At 46.9% G+C, this 18,788-nt stretch carries 14 protein-coding genes; 2 read left to right on the top strand and 12 right to left on the bottom strand.

All coding sequences use genetic code 11. The features are described 5' to 3' along the window. Positions 1-100: 100 nt before the first annotated feature. The 12 genes from cydC to ACUC6J_RS21010 all read right to left on the bottom strand — a co-directional run bounded on the left by cydC (position 101) and on the right by ACUC6J_RS21010 (position 16,236). Complete coding sequence (cydC, locus tag ACUC6J_RS20955; RefSeq protein ID WP_447249372.1) at positions 101-1,903, bottom strand: thiol reductant ABC exporter subunit CydC; 1,803 nt, start codon at positions 1,901-1,903, stop codon at positions 101-103. Next, a complete protein-coding gene (cydD, locus tag ACUC6J_RS20960; protein ID WP_447249373.1) occupies positions 1,884-3,644 on the bottom strand; it encodes a thiol reductant ABC exporter subunit CydD in 1,761 nt (586 codons plus the stop codon). The genes cydC and cydD overlap by 20 nt, the downstream gene beginning before the upstream one ends. Continuing rightward, complete coding sequence (cydB, locus tag ACUC6J_RS20965; RefSeq protein ID WP_016820336.1) at positions 3,644-4,657, bottom strand: cytochrome d ubiquinol oxidase subunit II; 1,014 nt, start codon at positions 4,655-4,657, stop codon at positions 3,644-3,646. Before cydB ends, cydD begins: the two co-directional genes overlap by 1 nt. Next, a complete protein-coding gene (locus ACUC6J_RS20970) occupies positions 4,644-6,050 on the bottom strand; it encodes a cytochrome ubiquinol oxidase subunit I (protein ID WP_117290012.1) in 1,407 nt (468 codons plus the stop codon). Before ACUC6J_RS20970 ends, cydB begins: the two co-directional genes overlap by 14 nt. A 404-nt stretch (positions 6,051-6,454) precedes the next feature. Next, positions 6,455-8,104 (bottom strand): response regulator transcription factor, encoded by a 1,650-nt coding sequence (locus ACUC6J_RS20975; RefSeq protein WP_250251305.1) that lies wholly within the window; start codon positions 8,102-8,104, stop codon positions 6,455-6,457. Further along, entirely contained in the window at positions 8,097-9,887 is a 1,791-nt protein-coding gene (locus ACUC6J_RS20980; RefSeq protein WP_447249374.1) for a cache domain-containing sensor histidine kinase, read from the bottom strand. The genes ACUC6J_RS20975 and ACUC6J_RS20980 overlap by 8 nt, the downstream gene beginning before the upstream one ends. Before the next feature lie 125 nt (positions 9,888-10,012). Next, positions 10,013-10,594: a peptide deformylase gene (def, locus tag ACUC6J_RS20985; protein WP_016820341.1), complete on the bottom strand. Its 582-nt coding sequence runs from the start codon at positions 10,592-10,594 to the stop codon at positions 10,013-10,015. A gap of 300 nt (positions 10,595-10,894) precedes the next feature. Continuing rightward, a complete protein-coding gene (locus ACUC6J_RS20990; RefSeq protein ID WP_167438574.1) occupies positions 10,895-11,869 on the bottom strand; it encodes a polysaccharide pyruvyl transferase family protein in 975 nt (324 codons plus the stop codon). Then, positions 11,844-13,223 carry a lipopolysaccharide biosynthesis protein gene (locus tag ACUC6J_RS20995; protein ID WP_013373123.1) on the bottom strand — a complete coding sequence of 460 codons (1,380 nt, stop codon included), beginning with the start codon at positions 13,221-13,223 and terminating at the stop codon, positions 11,844-11,846. Before ACUC6J_RS20995 ends, ACUC6J_RS20990 begins: the two co-directional genes overlap by 26 nt. A gap of 73 nt (positions 13,224-13,296) precedes the next feature. After that, the gene (locus tag ACUC6J_RS21000; protein ID WP_447249375.1) at positions 13,297-14,250 is read right to left on the bottom strand and encodes a glycosyltransferase family 2 protein; all 954 of its coding nucleotides are present in this window, start codon (positions 14,248-14,250) and stop codon (positions 13,297-13,299) included. A gap of 39 nt (positions 14,251-14,289) precedes the next feature. Further along, a complete protein-coding gene (locus tag ACUC6J_RS21005) occupies positions 14,290-15,231 on the bottom strand; it encodes a glycosyltransferase family 2 protein (RefSeq protein WP_447249376.1) in 942 nt (313 codons plus the stop codon). Between the two features lie 204 nt (positions 15,232-15,435). Beyond that, entirely contained in the window at positions 15,436-16,236 is an 801-nt protein-coding gene (locus tag ACUC6J_RS21010) for a DUF1836 domain-containing protein (protein WP_017425546.1), read from the bottom strand. Between the two features lie 224 nt (positions 16,237-16,460). Here ACUC6J_RS21010 and ACUC6J_RS21015 point away from each other — a divergent pair, with 224 nt between their 5' ends. Next, a complete protein-coding gene (locus tag ACUC6J_RS21015) occupies positions 16,461-17,825 on the top strand; it encodes a hemolysin family protein (RefSeq protein ID WP_017425547.1) in 1,365 nt (454 codons plus the stop codon). A 127-nt stretch (positions 17,826-17,952) separates the two neighbouring features. Then, positions 17,953-18,750: an undecaprenyl-diphosphate phosphatase gene (gene bacA / locus ACUC6J_RS21020; RefSeq protein WP_017425548.1), complete on the top strand. Its 798-nt coding sequence runs from the start codon at positions 17,953-17,955 to the stop codon at positions 18,748-18,750. Positions 18,751-18,788: the final 38 nt, after the last annotated feature.

Consider the following 18,788-nt stretch of genomic DNA (forward strand, 5'->3'; position numbering starts at 1 on the left):
ACGCATCAACTCTAACCAGTATATAAAAGTTAATCGAAATTTTAAATACCTTGTTTCAAAGCTTATAGCAGATGAACCATATTATCCGACACGGTGATCATTACTGTTTTTCCAGACCCGGATGATCCAGCTTATACAGATTACGGTATCGGGTATGATCTCGCCACAGCTCATCATGACTGCCTCGCATGGAGATGGTGCCTTGTTCCATAAAGATCACCTCATCCATATGCTTCATTCCTGTGAGATGATGAGTGATCCAGATCAATGTTTTGCCTTCCAGCACGCGAAACATCGTCTGCATAAGTTCATGCTCCGTCAGCGGATCAAGCCCCACGGTCGGCTCATCCAGCAAAACAATCGGGTGATTTTGCAACAAAATCCGCGCCAGTGCAATGCGCTGTCTTTCTCCACCGGAAAAGCGAAGACCCGTCTCCTGCATTCTTGTATCGTAACCCTCTGGTAAAGAATCAATCAGGGTTCCAAGCCCTACCTGCTCCGTCACTGCACGAACCTCATCCAGCGTGGCGTCGGGTCGTCCCAATCGAATATTGTTTGCTACCGTCGTATCGAACAAATACGGTTGCTGGTTTAGCACCGCAAATAGACTGGAGTATGCTCCACCTGTAAATACAGGTACTCCTGCGACAGTGACGCTGCCTTCATCAGGCTGCAATGCTCCTTGAATCAGATTCAGCAGCGTAGACTTACCCGCACCACTGCGGCCAAGCAATGCAACCTTGCCCCCCTGTGGTACGTGTAGGGAGATATTACGCACACTCCATTCCTGCGTTGCCGCATAGCGGTAGCTTACGTTGTTCAGCAGAAGGTCTCCCCCGTGGCTTAATCGCTGAGCGGTAGCCTGTTCCTTTTTAGTATCTGCTGCATCGTCTGCTGCTGGTTGTCCTGCATCTGATCGTGCTGCAAGTGCAGATGTACCTTTCTCGGAATCCTTTAGCCGTCGAAGTGAATCCTGATACTCCGGCGCATGAACCACCGCTTCCCCAGCGCGAACGAAAGCATCCAGCAACGGAAAAGTTACTAGCGCAAAGGATGCCAGCCATGTCGCTTCAATGCGACCCTGTGCTACCAGTCCTCCGGCCCACACAGTCATAATTACAATTCCTCCACCTACAAAGCATTGTGCGATCCAATGAAAACGCCACTCGTTCCGGCGAAGTGAATTTTCCACCATGGCAACCCTCTTGTGCCGTTGTGTAAAGGTGCTAAGGAAATGCCCAGTTCGTCCGCTCAGCACCAGATCACTCATGCCGAACAAAGCATCCGTCAGTTCCTGATAAGATTTACTCCGTTCCTGCTTGAACGTACGCCGTTTGGCGAGTGAGGTCCAAAGTGAGATAGCTGGGGCGATAAAAAGCAAAAATCCCCCATATAGCGCCATCAGCAAGGCAAATGTTCCATCCATCCAGCCAAGCGCCAAGATGCCTGTTGCATATATCAGCAAAGCCGATAACGCAGGCAGAACCAGCTTCAGATAGATATTTTGAAGCTGCTCAATATCCTCTGCCAGCAATCCCAATAGATCCCCTGTACGAAATTTGCTGCGAATCATCAGCGCCTGCGGTTCCACTGCCCGATACAAGCGTACCCGCATACGAGACACAAGCCGCAGCGCAGCATCATGACCTACCAAGCGTTCCAAATACTGAATGACGGCTTTACTAAAACCAAACGTTCGCACAAGCACAATGGGCACATACACCATTAATATATTTTCAGGTTTTAAGGCCGAGCGGGTAATCAGATGACCGGACGTAAAGAGCAGCGCCCCTGCACATCCAATGGACAGCGCGCCCAAAAGAGCAGCTGCCAGAAAGGCCCAAAAGTATTGTTTTAGATAAAGCAAAAACCAGCCTTGGCTGCTATCGCCTGTTGCTCTCATATCGTCCGTTCCCTCCTTCCGACATTCCCGTCAGCAATCGATAATATTCTCCCTTCTGGGCAACCAGTTGCTGATGGGAACCTACCTCTTCCAGACGACCTTGATTCATCATCCAGACACAGTCCATATCCGGCATCCAATGCAGTCGATGGGTGGCGAGAAACATCCTCTTGTGTTTCAATACGGACAAAATGGTCTGTTTTAATTCCCATTCTGTCTCAATATCCAAATGTGCCGTAGGCTCATCCAATAAAATAACCGGACGGTCACTGAGCAAAGCGCGCGCCAAGGCAATCCGCTGCGCCTGTCCTCCGCTCAATGTCCGACCTGCTTCCCCAATAGGCTCATTCAATCCACCCGGAAGACCATCCACCAGTTCACGTAGGCCGACGGCATCAATCGCCCACTCAACCTGCTGGTTGGATGCTTCCGGCTCATAAAAGCGAATATTATCTGCCAAAGTAGCGCTAAACAGGTAAGGATGCTGTGGAATATAGGCAATATGACGCTGCCATTCAGCTTTGGTATCCGCAGATAATCGGCATCCATTAAGGATCACCTCACCTGAAGTCGGGTCAGAAAAGCCGCCAAGCAGACTAAGCAATGTCGTTTTGCCTGCACCACTCGTTCCGACGATGCCGATCATGTTCATGTGCGGTTCAACACTTGCAGACACATGTTCTAGCCGGGCAGAGCCGTCTTCATTAAGTAAACACACATCAGACAGCTTGAGGATGTCCTGCCCCGTGATGTCTAATCCTTTATCTTGTACTGTCTGTGCATTCGTCTCCGTCGCTTCTTCTTCTGCACCGAGAATCGAACGTATCGCTCCCCAAGCCTCTTTACCATCCAATGAGGCGTGATAGTCTGATCCCAACTGTCGTATAGGCATAAAATATTCCGGTGCCAGAATAAGCACCGCAAGCGCTGCCTCCAGTCCCACTGAACCACTAATCAGACGCAGCCCCAAGCCTACCGCTACAAAAGCGACCGACAGCATACTGAAAAAATCGAGGGCAAATGAAGAAAGAAACGCTACCCGCAGCGTACGCATCGTGGCTGTACGATACTGGTCGCTGACCTTCCCTACGGTTTCCCCATGCGCCCGACTGCGTCCCAAAAACCTTAGTGTCTGTAGTCCACGCAACGAATCCGTAAAATGATGTGATAACAGACGATAGGAACGCCACTGCTTGTCTGCCTGCTTGCGCGCCGCCAAGCCGAGCAAAATAAAGAAGCCCACCAAAATCGGCATCGTAGTCGTCAAAATCACACCTGAAATCATATCTAATGTGAAAACGTACACAAGCACAAGTAAGGTTACAGCCATCATGTCTATCATACGAGGAATGGATATTTCCAAATAATTGCGAACCCGATCCACGCCATCCAGCGCTAGCGTCACCAACTTGCCGCTTCCTTCCCGCGCAGCAAAACCCGGGCCTCGCTCAAACAAACGCGCAAGCAGACGCTCCCGTAAGGAAGCGCCTGCTGCTTCGGCGAAACGACCGGCTGTCCGGCGTTGCAGCCAGATCATCGTATGCCTCACTGCAAAAGCCGCGAAAAACAACGCCAGCGATGGCCAAGCCATTACTAGCGGATTTTGTTTAAATAAAATCGTAACAGCCTTTGCCAAAAAGATGGCTTGTGCAATTACCGCTGCTCCCTGGAGCAGGGAAAGGGCGGCCAGCAGCAGCATTACTGGCCGAATGCCCTTTAATTCAAACCAGGCTTTATCCATTAGTATTCCAGATGATCCTTTTCACTGAGACGCTTATGGAAAACAAAATAGCTCCACGCCTGATAAGCCAACACAAAGGGTAAAAGCGTTGCTGCAACAATCGTCATGGCTTTCAGTGTGTAATGACTGGAGCTTGCATTATATATCGTCAAATCAAAAGCACTGTTGATCGAGCTCACCATAAATCTTGGGAACAAGCCAACGAATAACGAAACGAAGCTTAGCAAAATGATGACACCGGTCATCCCGAAAGCCCATCCTTCACGGCGCTGCTTCAGGAAATACCATGTTAGCACATAGGCAACCATCCCCACTGCAACCGCAACATACATAAAGGGACCGCGACGTGCAAATAAATCCGTTGCAAAATAAGTCCATACCACCATACCAGCAAGCAAAATCCCCAACACCGGAAGAAATTTGGACGCGATCACACGAGCACGATCCCTTACTTCACCAATCGTCCGCAGAGAAATGAACGTCAGCCCGTGCATAAGGCACATTCCGACCACGGTCAGTCCAATCCATACGGTGTATCCATTGAACACATCCAAGAATCCGGCTTTCAGATCCATGTTTTGCTGAATAGGTACACCCTTCACCAAAGCCGCAAAGGCCATGCCAAACAGCATCGGCGGCAGGAAGCTGCCAATCAGAATGCAAGCATCCCACGTTCCTGTCCACCCTTTCCCTTCGGCCTTGCCCCGGAACTCAAAGGAGACTCCTCGCAAGATCAAACCTAGCAAAATAAACACAAATACCAGATAATATCCGCTAAACATCGTTGCATAAAAATGCGGAAAAGCGGCAAACATCGCACCTGCTGCTGTAATCAGCCACACTTCGTTGGCATCCCAGAATGGACCAATCGTATTGATCATCAAACGTTTTTGTTGATCATTACGCGGCACCAATCCTGTAGCCATTCCTACGCCAAAATCAAAGCCCTCCAGAAAAAAGAAGCCAGTAAACAGCACAGCGATCAATAAGAACCATAAATCATTTAGCGACAATGCTGTCACCCCCTTGAGCAAATGGATCATGAATTACCGTATGCTGATGCGGCTCCATATCTGGGCCTTTACGAGCGGTACGAGCAAACAGGAATGCCAATACACCCGTTAAAATGAGATACAACGTCGTAAATGCAATCAGTGAGAACAACACTTCTCCTGCTACAACGGTAGGTGAAACAGAATCTTTTGTTTGCAGCAAACCAAATACAGTCCACGGCTGACGTCCCATTTCTGTCATGATCCAGCCCGCGGTATTGCCAATGAATGGGAGCGATATCCCCCACAGCATAAGACGGAAGAACCAACGATGGGAGCCCTCCAATTTTTGTCGAAAACTCAGATAAGCTCCGTACAGAGCAAGTGCAATCATGGCACAGCCTGCCGCAATCATAATGCGGAAGCTCCAGAAGGTCGTACGGACAGGCGGAATATAATCACCCGGACCGTAGGTCTTTTCATACTGTGCTTGAAGCTCCTTCATACCAGGCACAGAGCCGGAAAACTTGCTATACGACAGAAAGCTCAGTGCAAACGGAACCTTAATCTCAAAGGTATTTTCCTGCTTATCAGGATCAATATTTGCAATAACCGTCCAAGGCGCTGGATCGCCACTGTCTCCCCACAGAGCTTCACTGGCTGCCATCTTCATGGGCTGTGTTTTGATCAAATATTGAGCCTGTCCATGACCAAACAAAGGAATAGCAATGGCACAGATTAATGCAACTATAATGCTCAATTTAAAAGAAGGTTTAAAGAAGTCCATATTCTTTTTATGCATCAGCTTCCAAGCACTAATCCCTGCTACGAGGAAAGCTCCAGTTGCAATAGCAGCAAAGATGGTGTGAGGATACTCCCACAAAAGCTGCTCGTTCGTTAACAAAGCAGCAAAATCTTGCATTTCTGCACGGCCATTTACAACCCCATATCCTACGGGACGTTGCATGAATGAATTAGCAGCCAAAATCCACAAAGCCGAGAGCATCGTACCAATCGCTACTAGCCACATGCAAACTAAATGGACAGTTTTGGATAGTCTTTCCCAGCCGAATACCCATAGGCCGATAAAGGTTGATTCCAGAAAAAATGCAAGCAATGCTTCAATGGCTAGCGGTGTACCAAATACATCACCGACAAAACGGGAAAAGTCCGACCAATTCATTCCGAACTGGAACTCCTGCAAAATTCCGGTAACTACGCCCAGCGCAAAGTTAATCAGCAGAAACGTTCCCCAGAATTGAGCCATTTTTTTGTACAAGTCTTTTTTCTTGATAACATACATAGTCTCCATAATTGCCACCAACAATGACAATCCAATGGAGATTGGCACATAAACAAAATGAAGAATCGTAGTGGTTGCAAACTGCAACCGTGCCAAATCCAATACGTCCATGATGCTGCTCCTCCTCTGTACTTCCCTTAACAATGATTTAATGTTTGTGATCTGAAGTCTTTTATATTTGTGATTGTATTCACATTGTTACATATGAAACCGTCACTTTTTTAGGAAATGACTCACTTAGCTAACTTCCCCATGGTTGCCATAACCGGGCTTCAGATTATCCCCATTATATAGAATAAATTTAAATGAAATAGAATCAAAAATGTGAACATCGTGTCAAAGTTGTGTCATAACGATGGCATTTTTATGAAAATGCCCTAAAATCCATAATCAATGTGACATTTTCTATTGATTCGTCTTTTTTCAATATATAAAAAAAGAGCCTCTCTTCATGCGGAGGATATACCTCCGACATCTGCAAGAGAGACTTCATAACGTTAAACCTAGGGAATCGATCAACAGCCATCTGTTCCTCCGTTCTTTTGGACCTGATTACGGTAGGAGGAAGGTGACATTCCAACATACTTTTTAAATTTACTATGAAAATAATCTGCATTCGCATATCCCACACGGCCCGCCACTTGGTGTACCTTAATCCCCTGTGCAAGCAATTCCCTTGCTCGCTCAATCCTTACCTTATCCAGGTAGGCATTAAAAGCCTCGCCTGTATGACTTTTGAACAGTTTGCCCAAATACCCACTATTGTAATTGAACATATCTGCCAGTAACTCCAGTCGCAAATTTTCATCATAATGACCATGTATAAAGTCAATCATTTGCTTCATGATGATCTCCTTGCCACCCGTATCAGTCTGTCCAATCCACTGCAACACATGTTCGAGCGAGTGATCCACCAGCTCGCCCAATGTTGAATAGGCATATACACTGGTAATCAAGTTGGAATGCTCCTCCAGCACGGTCCGGCTGTGTTCCTGTCCAGCTGCATATTTGTTCAGTGCGAGTGTGAATGTCTGAGCGAATGCCGCCTTAATTGCAGATTCTGTACGATAAATCTGGGGAAATTGGACTTCCATGTCCTTAATGACACGGGTCGCCGCTTTACCATTAGCCATATCCAGCGCGTAGTACAGCTTTTCTGCATAACGCATGGGATCATCTGATGCTCTGTCAGACGCTTCATCCATTTCAGCAGGGACTGTCTCCCATTCATGTAGGTCGCCGGGAAGCATGACTCTTTCTGCCCGGAACAAAAACGTACGCTCCAATAATCGTAACGCCTGCTCAAAAGATTTGGGGATCTCCTTAAGAATGTCTACCGGAGCGCCGGCAGCCCCATAGATTTCATTTACCCACGGTTTTAGCTCCTGTCGCCATGCAGCCAGCAACTGAACAGCATCTTTTTCCGTTTTTAACATGGCGGGAAGCAATAGGCCCGTATATATTCCAGCCTCAAACACAATGCCTCTACCCTGCTCACGACACAATTCGGCCAGCCGCTGCTTTGCTGCCAACTGCCGGGCTTGCCGATCCCAGTCAGGTATACGCAAATCCAGCAGAATCACCTGATAGCTACTCCAGTCCAATGCTGGTAATTCAGGCTGTTGTCCGTGTTTTTCACCGCTACTTTGATGTTCGTCTTGCTTGGATGCACGATGGCTGGGTTCTACAGCATTACGAGCATGTTCTCCATGAACCGGAAACAGCAATGCTTCGATCCAATCGCGCTCATGCGAAGACGGACTCCCCCACTTTCCATCTCCCTTTTCGTTTTCAATGCTTTGCCGTACTCGCTTTAGCTCCAGCGTCATTTCTTCCTCATCAACGGGCTTCAATAAATAACCATCCACCCCGAATCCCATGGCTTGCCTAGCATAATTAAAGTCTGCATATCCGCTTAAAATGAGAAAGTGATACGGCTCCCCATTCATTTGGCGTATGCTTTGTATAACCTCCAACCCACTCATCCCAGGCATACGAATATCTACAATGACCAGTTCCGGTCGATGCTCTCCGAACTTTTCCAAAGCCTCGCGTCCGTTCTCAGCCGTATCGACGATGCGAAAGCCACAATCTCCCCAGTCAATAATGGAAGACAGTCCTTCACGAATCGCAGGCTCATCATCTACAATCATCGCTTTATACATTCGACGCTTCCTCCCTTGGTATGGAAAAGTATACGGTTGTTCCTACCTGTAATGCGCTTTCAATATGCAGACCATAACGTTCACCATACATCAATGTCAGACGTTGATGAACATTGCGTAGACCAATACTGCTCCCTTCCGGCTCCTCCGTACCCGTGATCCGAGCCAACAGACGGGTCAGTTGCTCTTCCTCCATGCCAATTCCATCATCAGCCACTTTAATGTGCAGCTCTCTTTGTTCTATTGTGATATCTACCTTTACGGTAACTGGTTCTTCCTTATTTTCTAGGCCATGAATGACTGCATTTTCCACTAACGGTTGTATGATTAAGGGAGGAATCGACATGTCCTTCGCGCTTTCTTCCAAATTCACTTCATAGACCAAACGATTTCCAAACCTGAACTGCTGAATTTGCAAATAGGATCGCACCATATCCAGCTCCTGTGATACGGTTGTTTTACCACTGCCAATCTCCAAATTCCTGCGCATCAGCCTGCCAAGCAAACGAACCGTCGTTGCTATCTCCGCTTCCCCATTCAGGTGTGCTTTCATTCGAATGGATTCTAACGCGTTAAACAGAAAATGCGGATTAATTTGGCTTGCCATCATTTTTAGCTTGATATCCTTTTGTGCCAATTCAAGCTTATTATTATGCTCACTCGTCTCATAGACCTGGGCCATAAGCTGGCGGATACTGCTCACCATATAGTTGAAACGGCGGGATAAATCACCGATCTCGTCCCTTCCCTCCACACTTGATACCACATGAAAATCACCCGCAGCTACCTGACCCAGCTCATAGCTCAGCCGCTGGAGCCGTTTGGTAATAAGCCAGGAAATGATGGTAATCAGAATCAGCGCCATGATGAGTACCGCTAGTACACATAATGCACCAATCAGGCTGACCCGGTTTGCCCCCTGCACGATATGTTCCGTTGAAAACACCGAAATAATCGTCAATCCGCTCACACTTGAGGTTGGCAGCAGCTCATCCACAATAATGTTCGAGGGCGTTCCGTTAATTTTTGCTTCATATATCCCCTTACCTGCACGCTGGACATCAAAGCCTAAATGTAAATCCGTCAACGTCCGACCTACTGACTGCGGATGGGTAGCTGCGACCACAATTCCGTTACGATCCGTAATCAAGGTTTCAAAGGGCTCCTTGCTCAGCATATGATTCAACTCGGTCTGACTCAGTGCAATCATCAGAACTCCCTTGGAATTGTATTCGGGAAAAGGAATTTGCCGTACCAGGCTGAGGCGATTAACTGGGTTATCCTCCTTATCCTGAATGTAAAACCAGTTAATCGCCGTCCCCTTCAAAGCCGCCTGGAACCACGGCTGCCGCTCAATGTTAGCGTCCACAGGAATAAACTCCAGATTGTTGACCAACGTCGGATTGTAAGAATAGAACCGGATAGTAGCAACCTCTCTATATTGCTGGGTGTACTCATTAAAATCCTTGTACTGATGGTACGCATTCATGAGCTCCACCATGCCGGGATAACGGCGGTTCGCCATCTCCTTTAGCCTTTTATCGAACATTAGCCCATTTGAAATATCTGTTGGTACACGTAATAAATTTGCTGTCTGGCTCTTAATCTTTTCCACATTATTTACCGTCTGGGCAATCGCACTGTCCAGTGCCTGCTCTCGCAAATAAAAAATAACGCAGCCGCCCACCAACAGCACTGGGATCATGACAATCAGTACGTAGGAGAAGAGCAACTTATTCCGCATACGCATATTATTCATCAGATGCCTTACTCCACGATACATGCCATCCCTCCTGTGAGATAAGCGCTTACATGTTTTCAGTTTAAAGCTTCACAACATTTATATCCATATTTTCTTGCCAAATAAAAAGGTGGTGAACGGAGTCACCACACTTTACGGATCACGAACTATTTACGTACAAAAGGTTCGATATGCACTCCCTGTGGCAGCTTATACGGATCTTCCGGGTTGATACGGTCATAGAACATAATGCCATCCAGATGGTCCATTTCATGCTGTACGACAATCGCTGCATACCCCTTAAACGTTAACAGCTCCTGAGTTCCATCCGGTAAATTGGCCTTGATGCGAATCTTCTCGTAACGTGGTACATATCCGGGTATGTACCGATCTACAGACAAGCATCCCTCACCCTGTTCCAAGTAAATCATGGATGTAGAATGGCTGACCAGCTTCGGATTAAACAGGCCATATTCTACCGTTTTGTCTCCATCTTCATAATAAATAGCACACATTCTTTTATTCAACCCAACCTGGTTGGCGGATAGCCCTACACCCGGGCGCAGCTCATAGCGGGTGGCCAGCTCTTCATTTTGGCTATTTTTCAGGTAATCCAGCATCCATTGCATCTGTTGAAGATCCTCTTCAGACAGCGGCAGACATACCGGATCAACCTTTGTGCGCAAAATCGGTTCCCCTTCACGCACGATATCCTTCGTGAGAAGCATGTCCATCGATTGATTGCTCATTCGTCAGCCTCGATTCATTTAAATAAATATTACGATCATGTGATGTACAGCAAAAGCTGGAGAATTCCCCGCTTTTCTGCAAGTTTTATCCCATAAATTATATCTATTCATGAAATGAATTGTCAAAATAGAGCGGTATGGGAGAGAGAAGCCATGATGCGCCCTCTCTATATAAAGCCATTAAATATTCACTGCCTTAATTGTTTATCTAATTAAATTATACTTATGTTCTTATAGCACTGAACCAAAAACCTCCTAAACTGAAGTGTTCAAGAGGTCTTTACATAGCTTTTCTTACGATTAAGACGGTTGCTCTAATGCTTCGGGTGCTTCACTGAACAGCTTCGCCTTCGGATTCGGCTGTGTCCAGGTATTATAATATTGCGAATTCTTGCCGTAAGAATTATCGATGACAACATGCGGCATATCAAGCAGGCAGGCCAGAATATGACCATGCAGCCGTGAAGTGCGAACCTCGCGGTAAGAGCTGAACAGCGTAACCGCCTTGTTCATGAGATGGTCGGTGTACTTGTACCAGAATGTACGCGTAGGCAACGGGCCGCCGATTTTCTTATTCAGACGGTAAAACTTTTGGAAATAGACGATCCCCTTCACTTCCAGCGGAGTGAATAAAGTATCCCAGTCCAGACGGTGTGAGGCATCAGCCTCGTCATCGAATTTCTTTTGTCCTCCTACCGTTTCAATATCTGTACGTAGGAAGTACAATACGTCCTTCACGGTTTCCGTAGTCGGCTTCAATGGCCATAGCTGGTGCGCCATATCAGGACATAATGTGATACTGCACTGGTTCAGTTTATCCTTAGCCCACTGATAAGAGCGTGTATCCCGCACAAACATATGTAGATCCGGGTGGGCATTAAACAGAACCGCCACCTCATTAGCCTTCTGTTCAGACTGGAAGTGGATCGTCTGCGGCATGATTACAATTCGGTGGTTAGGGAAATCACGAACGATGCGTTCCCGCAAATTTTGGTGATTTGAATATAGATCGCCAAAGTTGCCACCGCCGTGGCATACGATAATCCAGTCGCCCGGAATATGAAGCTGATCGGGAATATCCATGGCGCTATAACGGGCACGGACACGAATGCCATTATCCTTAAAGAACGCTTCGGTGCCTTTCATGATCAGTACGTCCCCACCGTTATTATAGACGGGATAATCGACATAAATAATGTTCGAACCTTGAGGGACTACGTCGAGAATGACGCTCAGCTTATTTTTCAGTTTAGCCATGGGATGCGAATTCGGCATCTTTCAGTTCTCCCTTCCTGCGCTTCTTTTGTATAGTCTGCAAGACAAATGTAATATCACTTTTATCAAAAATGATCCGGGATAGCGGAACATTGAAAAACATTGGGAACGAGAACAGCGAGAACGCCAACCGTACACAAGCACCTACAAGCAAAGCAATAGCAATGCCGTCCAGACCGAAGATCGGTGTACAAATAAAAAACAGACCGACGGTGATCGCATAGGCCACAATTTGCCGGAACAATACCAGTCCCGGACGACCGAGTGCGTTAAAAGCCGAAGCCAGAATCCATGAGCCACCACCGATAATACATTCCAGTGATAGCAGGTAGAACGTTAGCGATGCTTCCAGAAAAGCGGGCCCGTACAGCAAACCCAGCATGTATCGACCAATAAAGAGAGCTGGCACAATGACGATGAGCATCGCAGCCATGGAGATGCGAAAAGCACGACCCACCGTTTCGACAATTTTGCTGTGTTCCATCCCTGTCACTTTCGGGAAGGTTACATTAGTGACGGCATTTTGCACCACATTGAACACACGGGACAAGGCGTAGACAACAGAGTACAGACCGAACGCTTTGGGTGACAGCAGCGCCACAATGACGATTTTGTCCGTTTGTGTGGACAGCGTTCCCATCAACTCCATCCCATACACCCGCGCTCCATAGCTATAATAAGGGCGCAGCACTTGGCGGCTGGTCAACGGACGAAATGCGCGTAGGTTCATATGCTTCCGCAAACGGAGGAACGCCCACATGAGCGCAAGGAAACTCGCGGCAAAATTCACTGCCCCCGCCAGTTGTACATTGAGTAAGCCCATCAGCCACAGGGTCACTAGACCGATGAAATTCAGTAACGGATAGTAAAACAGCAGGCCGTTATATACGCTAAACCGATCCAGTCCTTGCGATAATGCCGTCGTAAGTGCTGTAAGCACCGCTAACGGTACTGCTGCCGCACAATAAATCTGCGACAGTTGGATAATGTCTGCACCATAGCCATTCAGCCACAGCGGCATACATATCCAGGCCACCGCTCCCGCCAACAGACTGGCAGGCAACTGAATCCAGAGCGACAACGCCAGCAGTTCTTCCGTCGTGCCTGTTTTCTTCTTAAGGTTATAAATTAACGAGGTTGGCAAGCCGAAGCTCAATACACTGCCGATCAGCGTAGGCCAGAACAGAACAGCCGCCAGTTCACCTTTCCCCTCTACTCCGAGCATACGTGCGGTCAGGATGGAAGTCAGGGTCGTGACGATTAGCACAAAAAAATTGTTAAAGCTCGTGCGCATGATCGTTTTGGCGAGACTGTCACCCGTGAATACTTTCCTTGCTGCTGTCCATGTGCTCATGTTACGTCCAACTCCTGTTCCTTATTAAGCCTCTCGTCTCTATGCTCACATCGCGTCTTTTGACGCACCTCCATCAGCCTACCGTTTTTTTTGAATTGCGTTCAGACAACTGTCCTCCGCTAACAGGCTCCTTCGTACTTGAGAAAATCTCTTTCAGTGCTCTTCTATAGCCTTGAATGGCTTTATGATTTTTTTTGGGTCTCTCCCTTAAAATCTGATACAACGTCGTCCAATATAGTGCTGCATAACCGATCGGCCCAGATCCCTCGTCACGTAGTAGATGAATATGATTCATCACCCGCATATAAGTAACCTGTTCCATATTGTCGCGCGAGGACGGCGATTCATGGTGAAGCAGCGTAAGGGCCGGATTAATATACAATGGACCGCTTTTCATGGCGATACGGGAAAGTAATAAATCCTCGCCGACGCTATAGCTTTGCAACCAAGGTACCGGCTCCAGACTTAGAATCGCATCACGGCGAAATGACATATTACAACCATGAAAAAACTGGGTCTTAAACGTCTTCTTGGCCTTATGCCAGTTGTACATCGAGCCGGACTGACCGCTGAGGGACAATCTCCCTTTGGACAAAGATTGCTGGAACGAAAACAAGCAGCGAATTGTACCCATGAAGCTGTTACTCATTCCCTGTGCTATGCCGCCAACACCAGCTGCCTGCGGATACGCCTCATAGGTGCGCATCAACTCATTCAAGTAGTTGCTCGGCAGCTCAACATCATCGTCAAGGAACAAAATGATGTCACCTTGCGCAAGCTCCACCGTCTTTACACGTGATAACCATAGTCCGGGCTGCTCCTTACGATGATATCGGTAGGCAATTCCCGCTCTGCTCAACTGATGCTCATAACGTTCCAGCACATGCTTTGGCAGTTTTCCGTCATCAATAATCCACAGCTCGGTTTCACATGCCTCTGGTGCTCCCCCCATGGCAATTGAATTGATGCATCGGGTCAGATCGTCAACCCGATTGCGGGTGCACAGAGCAATGGACAAGCTTAACATCATACTCCCCCTTTATCCTGTCAATGTGTATTAAGCAGATTACTGAACCGCCGGGCCTAAATATTCGTTATATTTTTGCTTACGCGGGTTCAGAATGAACAACACCCCCTGCTTGTATCCATCTGCTGCGTTAAAATTACGGCGCAGCGTTTCTTTGAGCATCAAGTAGGTTAAGGTCCATAAAAGAGCTCCATACTGGATAAATCCTGCCTTTTTCAGGGCAAGAAAATAATAGTGGTTAATCGCTGTGGCCTTGGCTACTTTGCCCGCCTTATCGCGCGAGCTTGGAGATTCATGATGGATGATCATTAAGTCGGGATTAATCACCAGTTTGCCGTAACGACTCGCTAACTGGCACATGTACAAATCGTCAGCCACCGCATAGCTGGTCATCCACGGATACGGCTTCATGTCCCGAAGCGCATCCCTCCGAAATGACATATTGCAGCCATGGAAAAATTCAGTGTCAAAAGTCTCGGTTGCTTCGCTCCAACGCAGCAAAGAACCTGCCAGACTACTGGGCGAGAGCTTGCCAAGGGAAGAAGACATCTGAAAAGTCAAAACGCCAAGCAGCTTTCCTGCCCGGCTTGAATGTAGTCCCTTTGCAATCCCTCCAACACCTACAATCGTGTCATCCTGTTCGTAGGTATCGAGCAAGCGCCGGATATAGAGTTTATCGTCCAGTTCGGCATCATCGTCAAAATACAGCACAATATCATACCGTACGAGAGACAAGGCCTCATAGCGGGATAACCAAACGCCGGGACGACTTTTTTTATAATATTTGAGAACACCTTGAGGCAATCCGGACACCATGTGACGGTACTCTTCAATCTGTTGGTCGGAAATATCGCCGTCATCAACAATCAGCAGTTCTACAGCTGTATGCTCCAATTGTTGCTGTGCAGCAATAGATTGTATACAGCGTGTCAGGTCTTCGATCCGGTTGCGGGTACAAATGATGATGGAGACATCGGACATGCCATTACCTCCTGTGTGTGTATCCAGATGCTTTGGAAGAGATATTCAAAGTTTTTCCAATTGCTGGATTATATATGTTTATTGTATCTTTGACAGCGTTTGAGTGTATATACCTCTTTTGTATACTTTTTCAGTCTCCAAAAGGGTAGACAATCCTCAAAAAAGAGCAAAAAAATAGGATCGGCTTCTTGCGCCAATCCTGATCTATCCTTGAAAATCCAGAAACAACGTGGCATTCACATACCGACGTGCCATCGACAAAAAATAACTATTTTGCACCGATACCGCTGCCACCAGCAAAGTATTACGCACTGCTTCACACTGGTTAGGGGTCAAATGCTGCAAACGACAAGTATATTGATCTGCGGCTTGTACCAGCAGTTCTTCTGTCGCAGCTTCCTGACGTTTCTGTCCTGTAGCAGAAATTCCGTTGTCTTTTGCATACCCTGCTCCTGCCACATCAAGCAGTTGGTCTCCGTTCGCATCCAGCTCTTCAAATAAAGTTGAATATGCAGCGTACAAATCGACCGGCTGAATCAGATCATCCGTATCATCTTCTGGCTGTTGGAACAGGATATAAAATAGCTGACGGATAGATTCAAAATCAAGACATGATTTTAAATCTTCCACGATGAGCAATATAGCAGCCTGGTTGACTGAGTATTTTTTGCCGATTTTCGGAGCGCCGAGGAACTCCTTGAAATCACGTTTGACCCAATTTTGCATAGAGGCCAGTGAGACATGACTATATTCCACCAGTTGGCCTAAAGAAACGATCTCCTGCAGCGAAAAGGCTGCGCTGTGCTTGCCCTTGATGATTTTATCCAGCACAGGCGTCACTTCGGTATATAGAAATGTCGGCATGGTACTACCGGAACGGGCAAGATGGCTATGAGTGCGCCTCCAGGCGTCCTGAAGAACAGCCAAAGGCTGCAATTCGCTGCGGCCTTCCATGGCCAGCAACAAATGGGCCATATCACGGCGAGTGAGGGTAAAAGACTCCATCTGCTTTCCTCCCTTTATTGCATTTCAAGTTCATTAGAACTCATCATACGCCCTTAAACTAGGCTTGTAAAGTGAAGCAATGAGCCGTGCGGGTACTATTTTGCCTTATTTTTCGTGTAAATTAGAGGTAGGTGACCTGCTACGATTCCATATGAACCTTGTATATTTTCTTTTAAGTTCTTAAAATAAGTTCAAGTGAACTCAAAATATAGTTCCTTAAAAAATTGAACGAAAAAGGGATGAGTGAAAATTATATGGGTATAGGTGTCAGTCTATTTTTGTTTGCGGTGTTGATTTTATTTAGTGCTTTCTTCGTGGCTACCGAGTTTGCGATTATTAAAATCCGTTCCAGCCGGGTAGATCAGCTGGTGGTGGAGAACCGTAAAAACGCACTGGCGCTACAAAAAGTCGTCAATAATCTGGACGGCTACCTGTCTGCCTGTCAGCTTGGTATTACGATTACAGCGTTAGGACTCGGTTGGCTCGGTGAACCAACTGTAGTCAAACTGCTGGAGCCTCTCTTTCAACAGCTCAACATCAATGGGGAGTTTTCACATATCCTGGCCTTTATTATTTCATTTGTCATTGTAACTTACCTGCACGTGGTGATCGGCGAACTGGCTCCCAAAACATTGGCGATCCGCAAAGCGGAAGCTGTCAGCCTGTTAACCTCTCCAGTCATCGTGTGGTTTAACCGGATTATGTATCCGTTTATTTGGCTCCTTAACGGCTCGGCCAATCGCCTGGTTCGTCTGTTCGGTCTTCAACCGGCTACTGAGCATGAAGAAGCGCACTCTCAGGAAGAAATTCAGATCATTTTGTCCGAAAGCGTGGAAAGTGGTAAGATCAATAACACCGAATATGGCTACGTAAATCGTATCTTCGCTTTTGACGAGACCGTTGCCAAAGAAATTATGGTGCCACGTACAGATATGGTATGCTTGTTTACGAATCGCTCGCTCAAAGAAAACATGCAGACTATTCACGAAGAACAGTATACCCGTTTTCCGGTAGCGACAGACAGCAAGGATCAGATCATTGGTATGATTAATACCAAGCAGCTATTCCTTGAGTATGATCGCAATCCCGAGCTTGTTTTCGATAGCCTGATTCAACCGATCTTGACCGTTCCGGAAGTTATTCCCGTCAACACGCTGTTGAAACGTATGCAGAAGGAGCAGGTTCATATCGCTCTCCTGGTCGATGAATATGGTGGAACCTCTGGTCTGATTACCATTGAGGACATTCTGGAGGAGATTGTTGGCGAAATTCGGGATGAATTTGATAAGGATGAACGGAAGGAAATCGAGAAACTGACGGAGAACAGTTATTTGATGGATGGTAAAGTGATGCTTTCCGATCTGAGTGATCTGACGGGCTTGACATTGGACGATGAAGACGTGGATACTGTCGGAGGGTGGGTGTATAGCCGGGTTCCGGAACCGAGACAGGGCAAGGAATTCATAGAAGATGATGTGAAATTTATCATTCGTGAAATGGGTAAAAATCGTATTCGTCGGGTGGAAATTATTTTACACCACAAATCCCCGATCTCGGAAATGGAGTCGGACACTTCTTCCCAGGAGTGAACTTTGTGATCTGAGCGACCAGCATACTGCACTTGGCACTTGCGTTCACTCCTACTGAAATGACATATTTTTAGGGCAAACGACTCAGGTTGTTTGCCCTACATGCGTGTAAGGAGGAGCTAGTAAATTGGATATTTTATCATCTATTATTATGGGTATTATTGAAGGGCTGACAGAGTTTTTGCCGGTCTCTTCGACGGGTCACATGATCCTTACGGCTGATCTTCTAGGGTTGAACACCGAGAATGATACGGTCAAAACATTTGAGGTTATCGTACAATTAGGTGCTGTGATGGCGGTCGTTGTATTATACTGGCGCAGATTCCTTAGCTTGTTTGATTTCAGACGCAAAATCTCATCCCAGCCACGTCTAAACCTGTTACATATTATTTTAGCCATGATCCCTGCGGGAGTAATTGGTGTACTGTTCCGTGATGTGATCAAGCAATACTTGTTTGGTCCTGAAACGGTTTTGTACAGTTTGGTCATCGGGGGCTTGCTCATGATCGCGGCTGAAAAATTCCATCCGCCTATTAGATCACATACGTTGGATGAGATCACGTACAAACAAGCATTTACCATCGGTGTGTTCCAAGTCCTAGCTCTGTGGCCAGGCTTCTCTCGTTCAGGCTCAACTATGTCTGGGGGCCTATTCGCACGTGTAAGCCATACGGCAGCCGCAGAATTTACATTCCTCGTATCTGTTCCTGTCATGCTGGGTGCATCGGGGATTGATATGATTAAAAGTATGGATCATCTGTCTATGAGTGATTTCCCGGTGTTCGCAGCCGGCTTTATTACTGCCTTTATCGTCGGGATGCTGGCAATCAAAACGTTCCTCGGTCTGCTCAAGCGCTTGAGCTTGACTACGTTTGCCATCTATCGTTTCGTGCTGGCGGCTGTGTTCTTTTTCATTATTTTGTAATCATTGTTTGGTATCCTATAACCAAAAAGGGATATCCA

The sequence above is a fragment of the Paenibacillus sp. JJ1683 genome, assembly GCF_053006485.1.

Coding starts and splice junctions, on each gene's coding strand:
- ACUC6J_RS20980 (WP_447249374.1), bottom strand. CDS start 9,887: ATGTATCGTGGAGTAAGGCATCTGATGAATAATATGCGTATGCGGAAT.
- def (WP_016820341.1), bottom strand. CDS start 10,594: ATGAGCAATCAATCGATGGACATGCTTCTCACGAAGGATATCGTGCGT.
- ACUC6J_RS20995 (WP_013373123.1), bottom strand. CDS start 13,223: ATGAGCACATGGACAGCAGCAAGGAAAGTATTCACGGGTGACAGTCTC.
- ACUC6J_RS20970 (WP_117290012.1), bottom strand. CDS start 6,050: ATGGACGTATTGGATTTGGCACGGTTGCAGTTTGCAACCACTACGATT.
- ACUC6J_RS21010 (WP_017425546.1), bottom strand. CDS start 16,236: ATGGAGTCTTTTACCCTCACTCGCCGTGATATGGCCCATTTGTTGCTG.
- ACUC6J_RS21005 (WP_447249376.1), bottom strand. CDS start 15,231: ATGTCCGATGTCTCCATCATCATTTGTACCCGCAACCGGATCGAAGAC.
- ACUC6J_RS20990 (WP_167438574.1), bottom strand. CDS start 11,869: ATGCCGAATTCGCATCCCATGGCTAAACTGAAAAATAAGCTGAGCGTC.
- ACUC6J_RS21000 (WP_447249375.1), bottom strand. CDS start 14,250: ATGTTAAGCTTGTCCATTGCTCTGTGCACCCGCAATCGGGTTGACGAT.
- ACUC6J_RS20975 (WP_250251305.1), bottom strand. CDS start 8,104: ATGTATAAAGCGATGATTGTAGATGATGAGCCTGCGATTCGTGAAGGA.
- cydC (WP_447249372.1), bottom strand. CDS start 1,903: ATGAGAGCAACAGGCGATAGCAGCCAAGGCTGGTTTTTGCTTTATCTA.
- cydD (WP_447249373.1), bottom strand. CDS start 3,644: ATGGATAAAGCCTGGTTTGAATTAAAGGGCATTCGGCCAGTAATGCTG.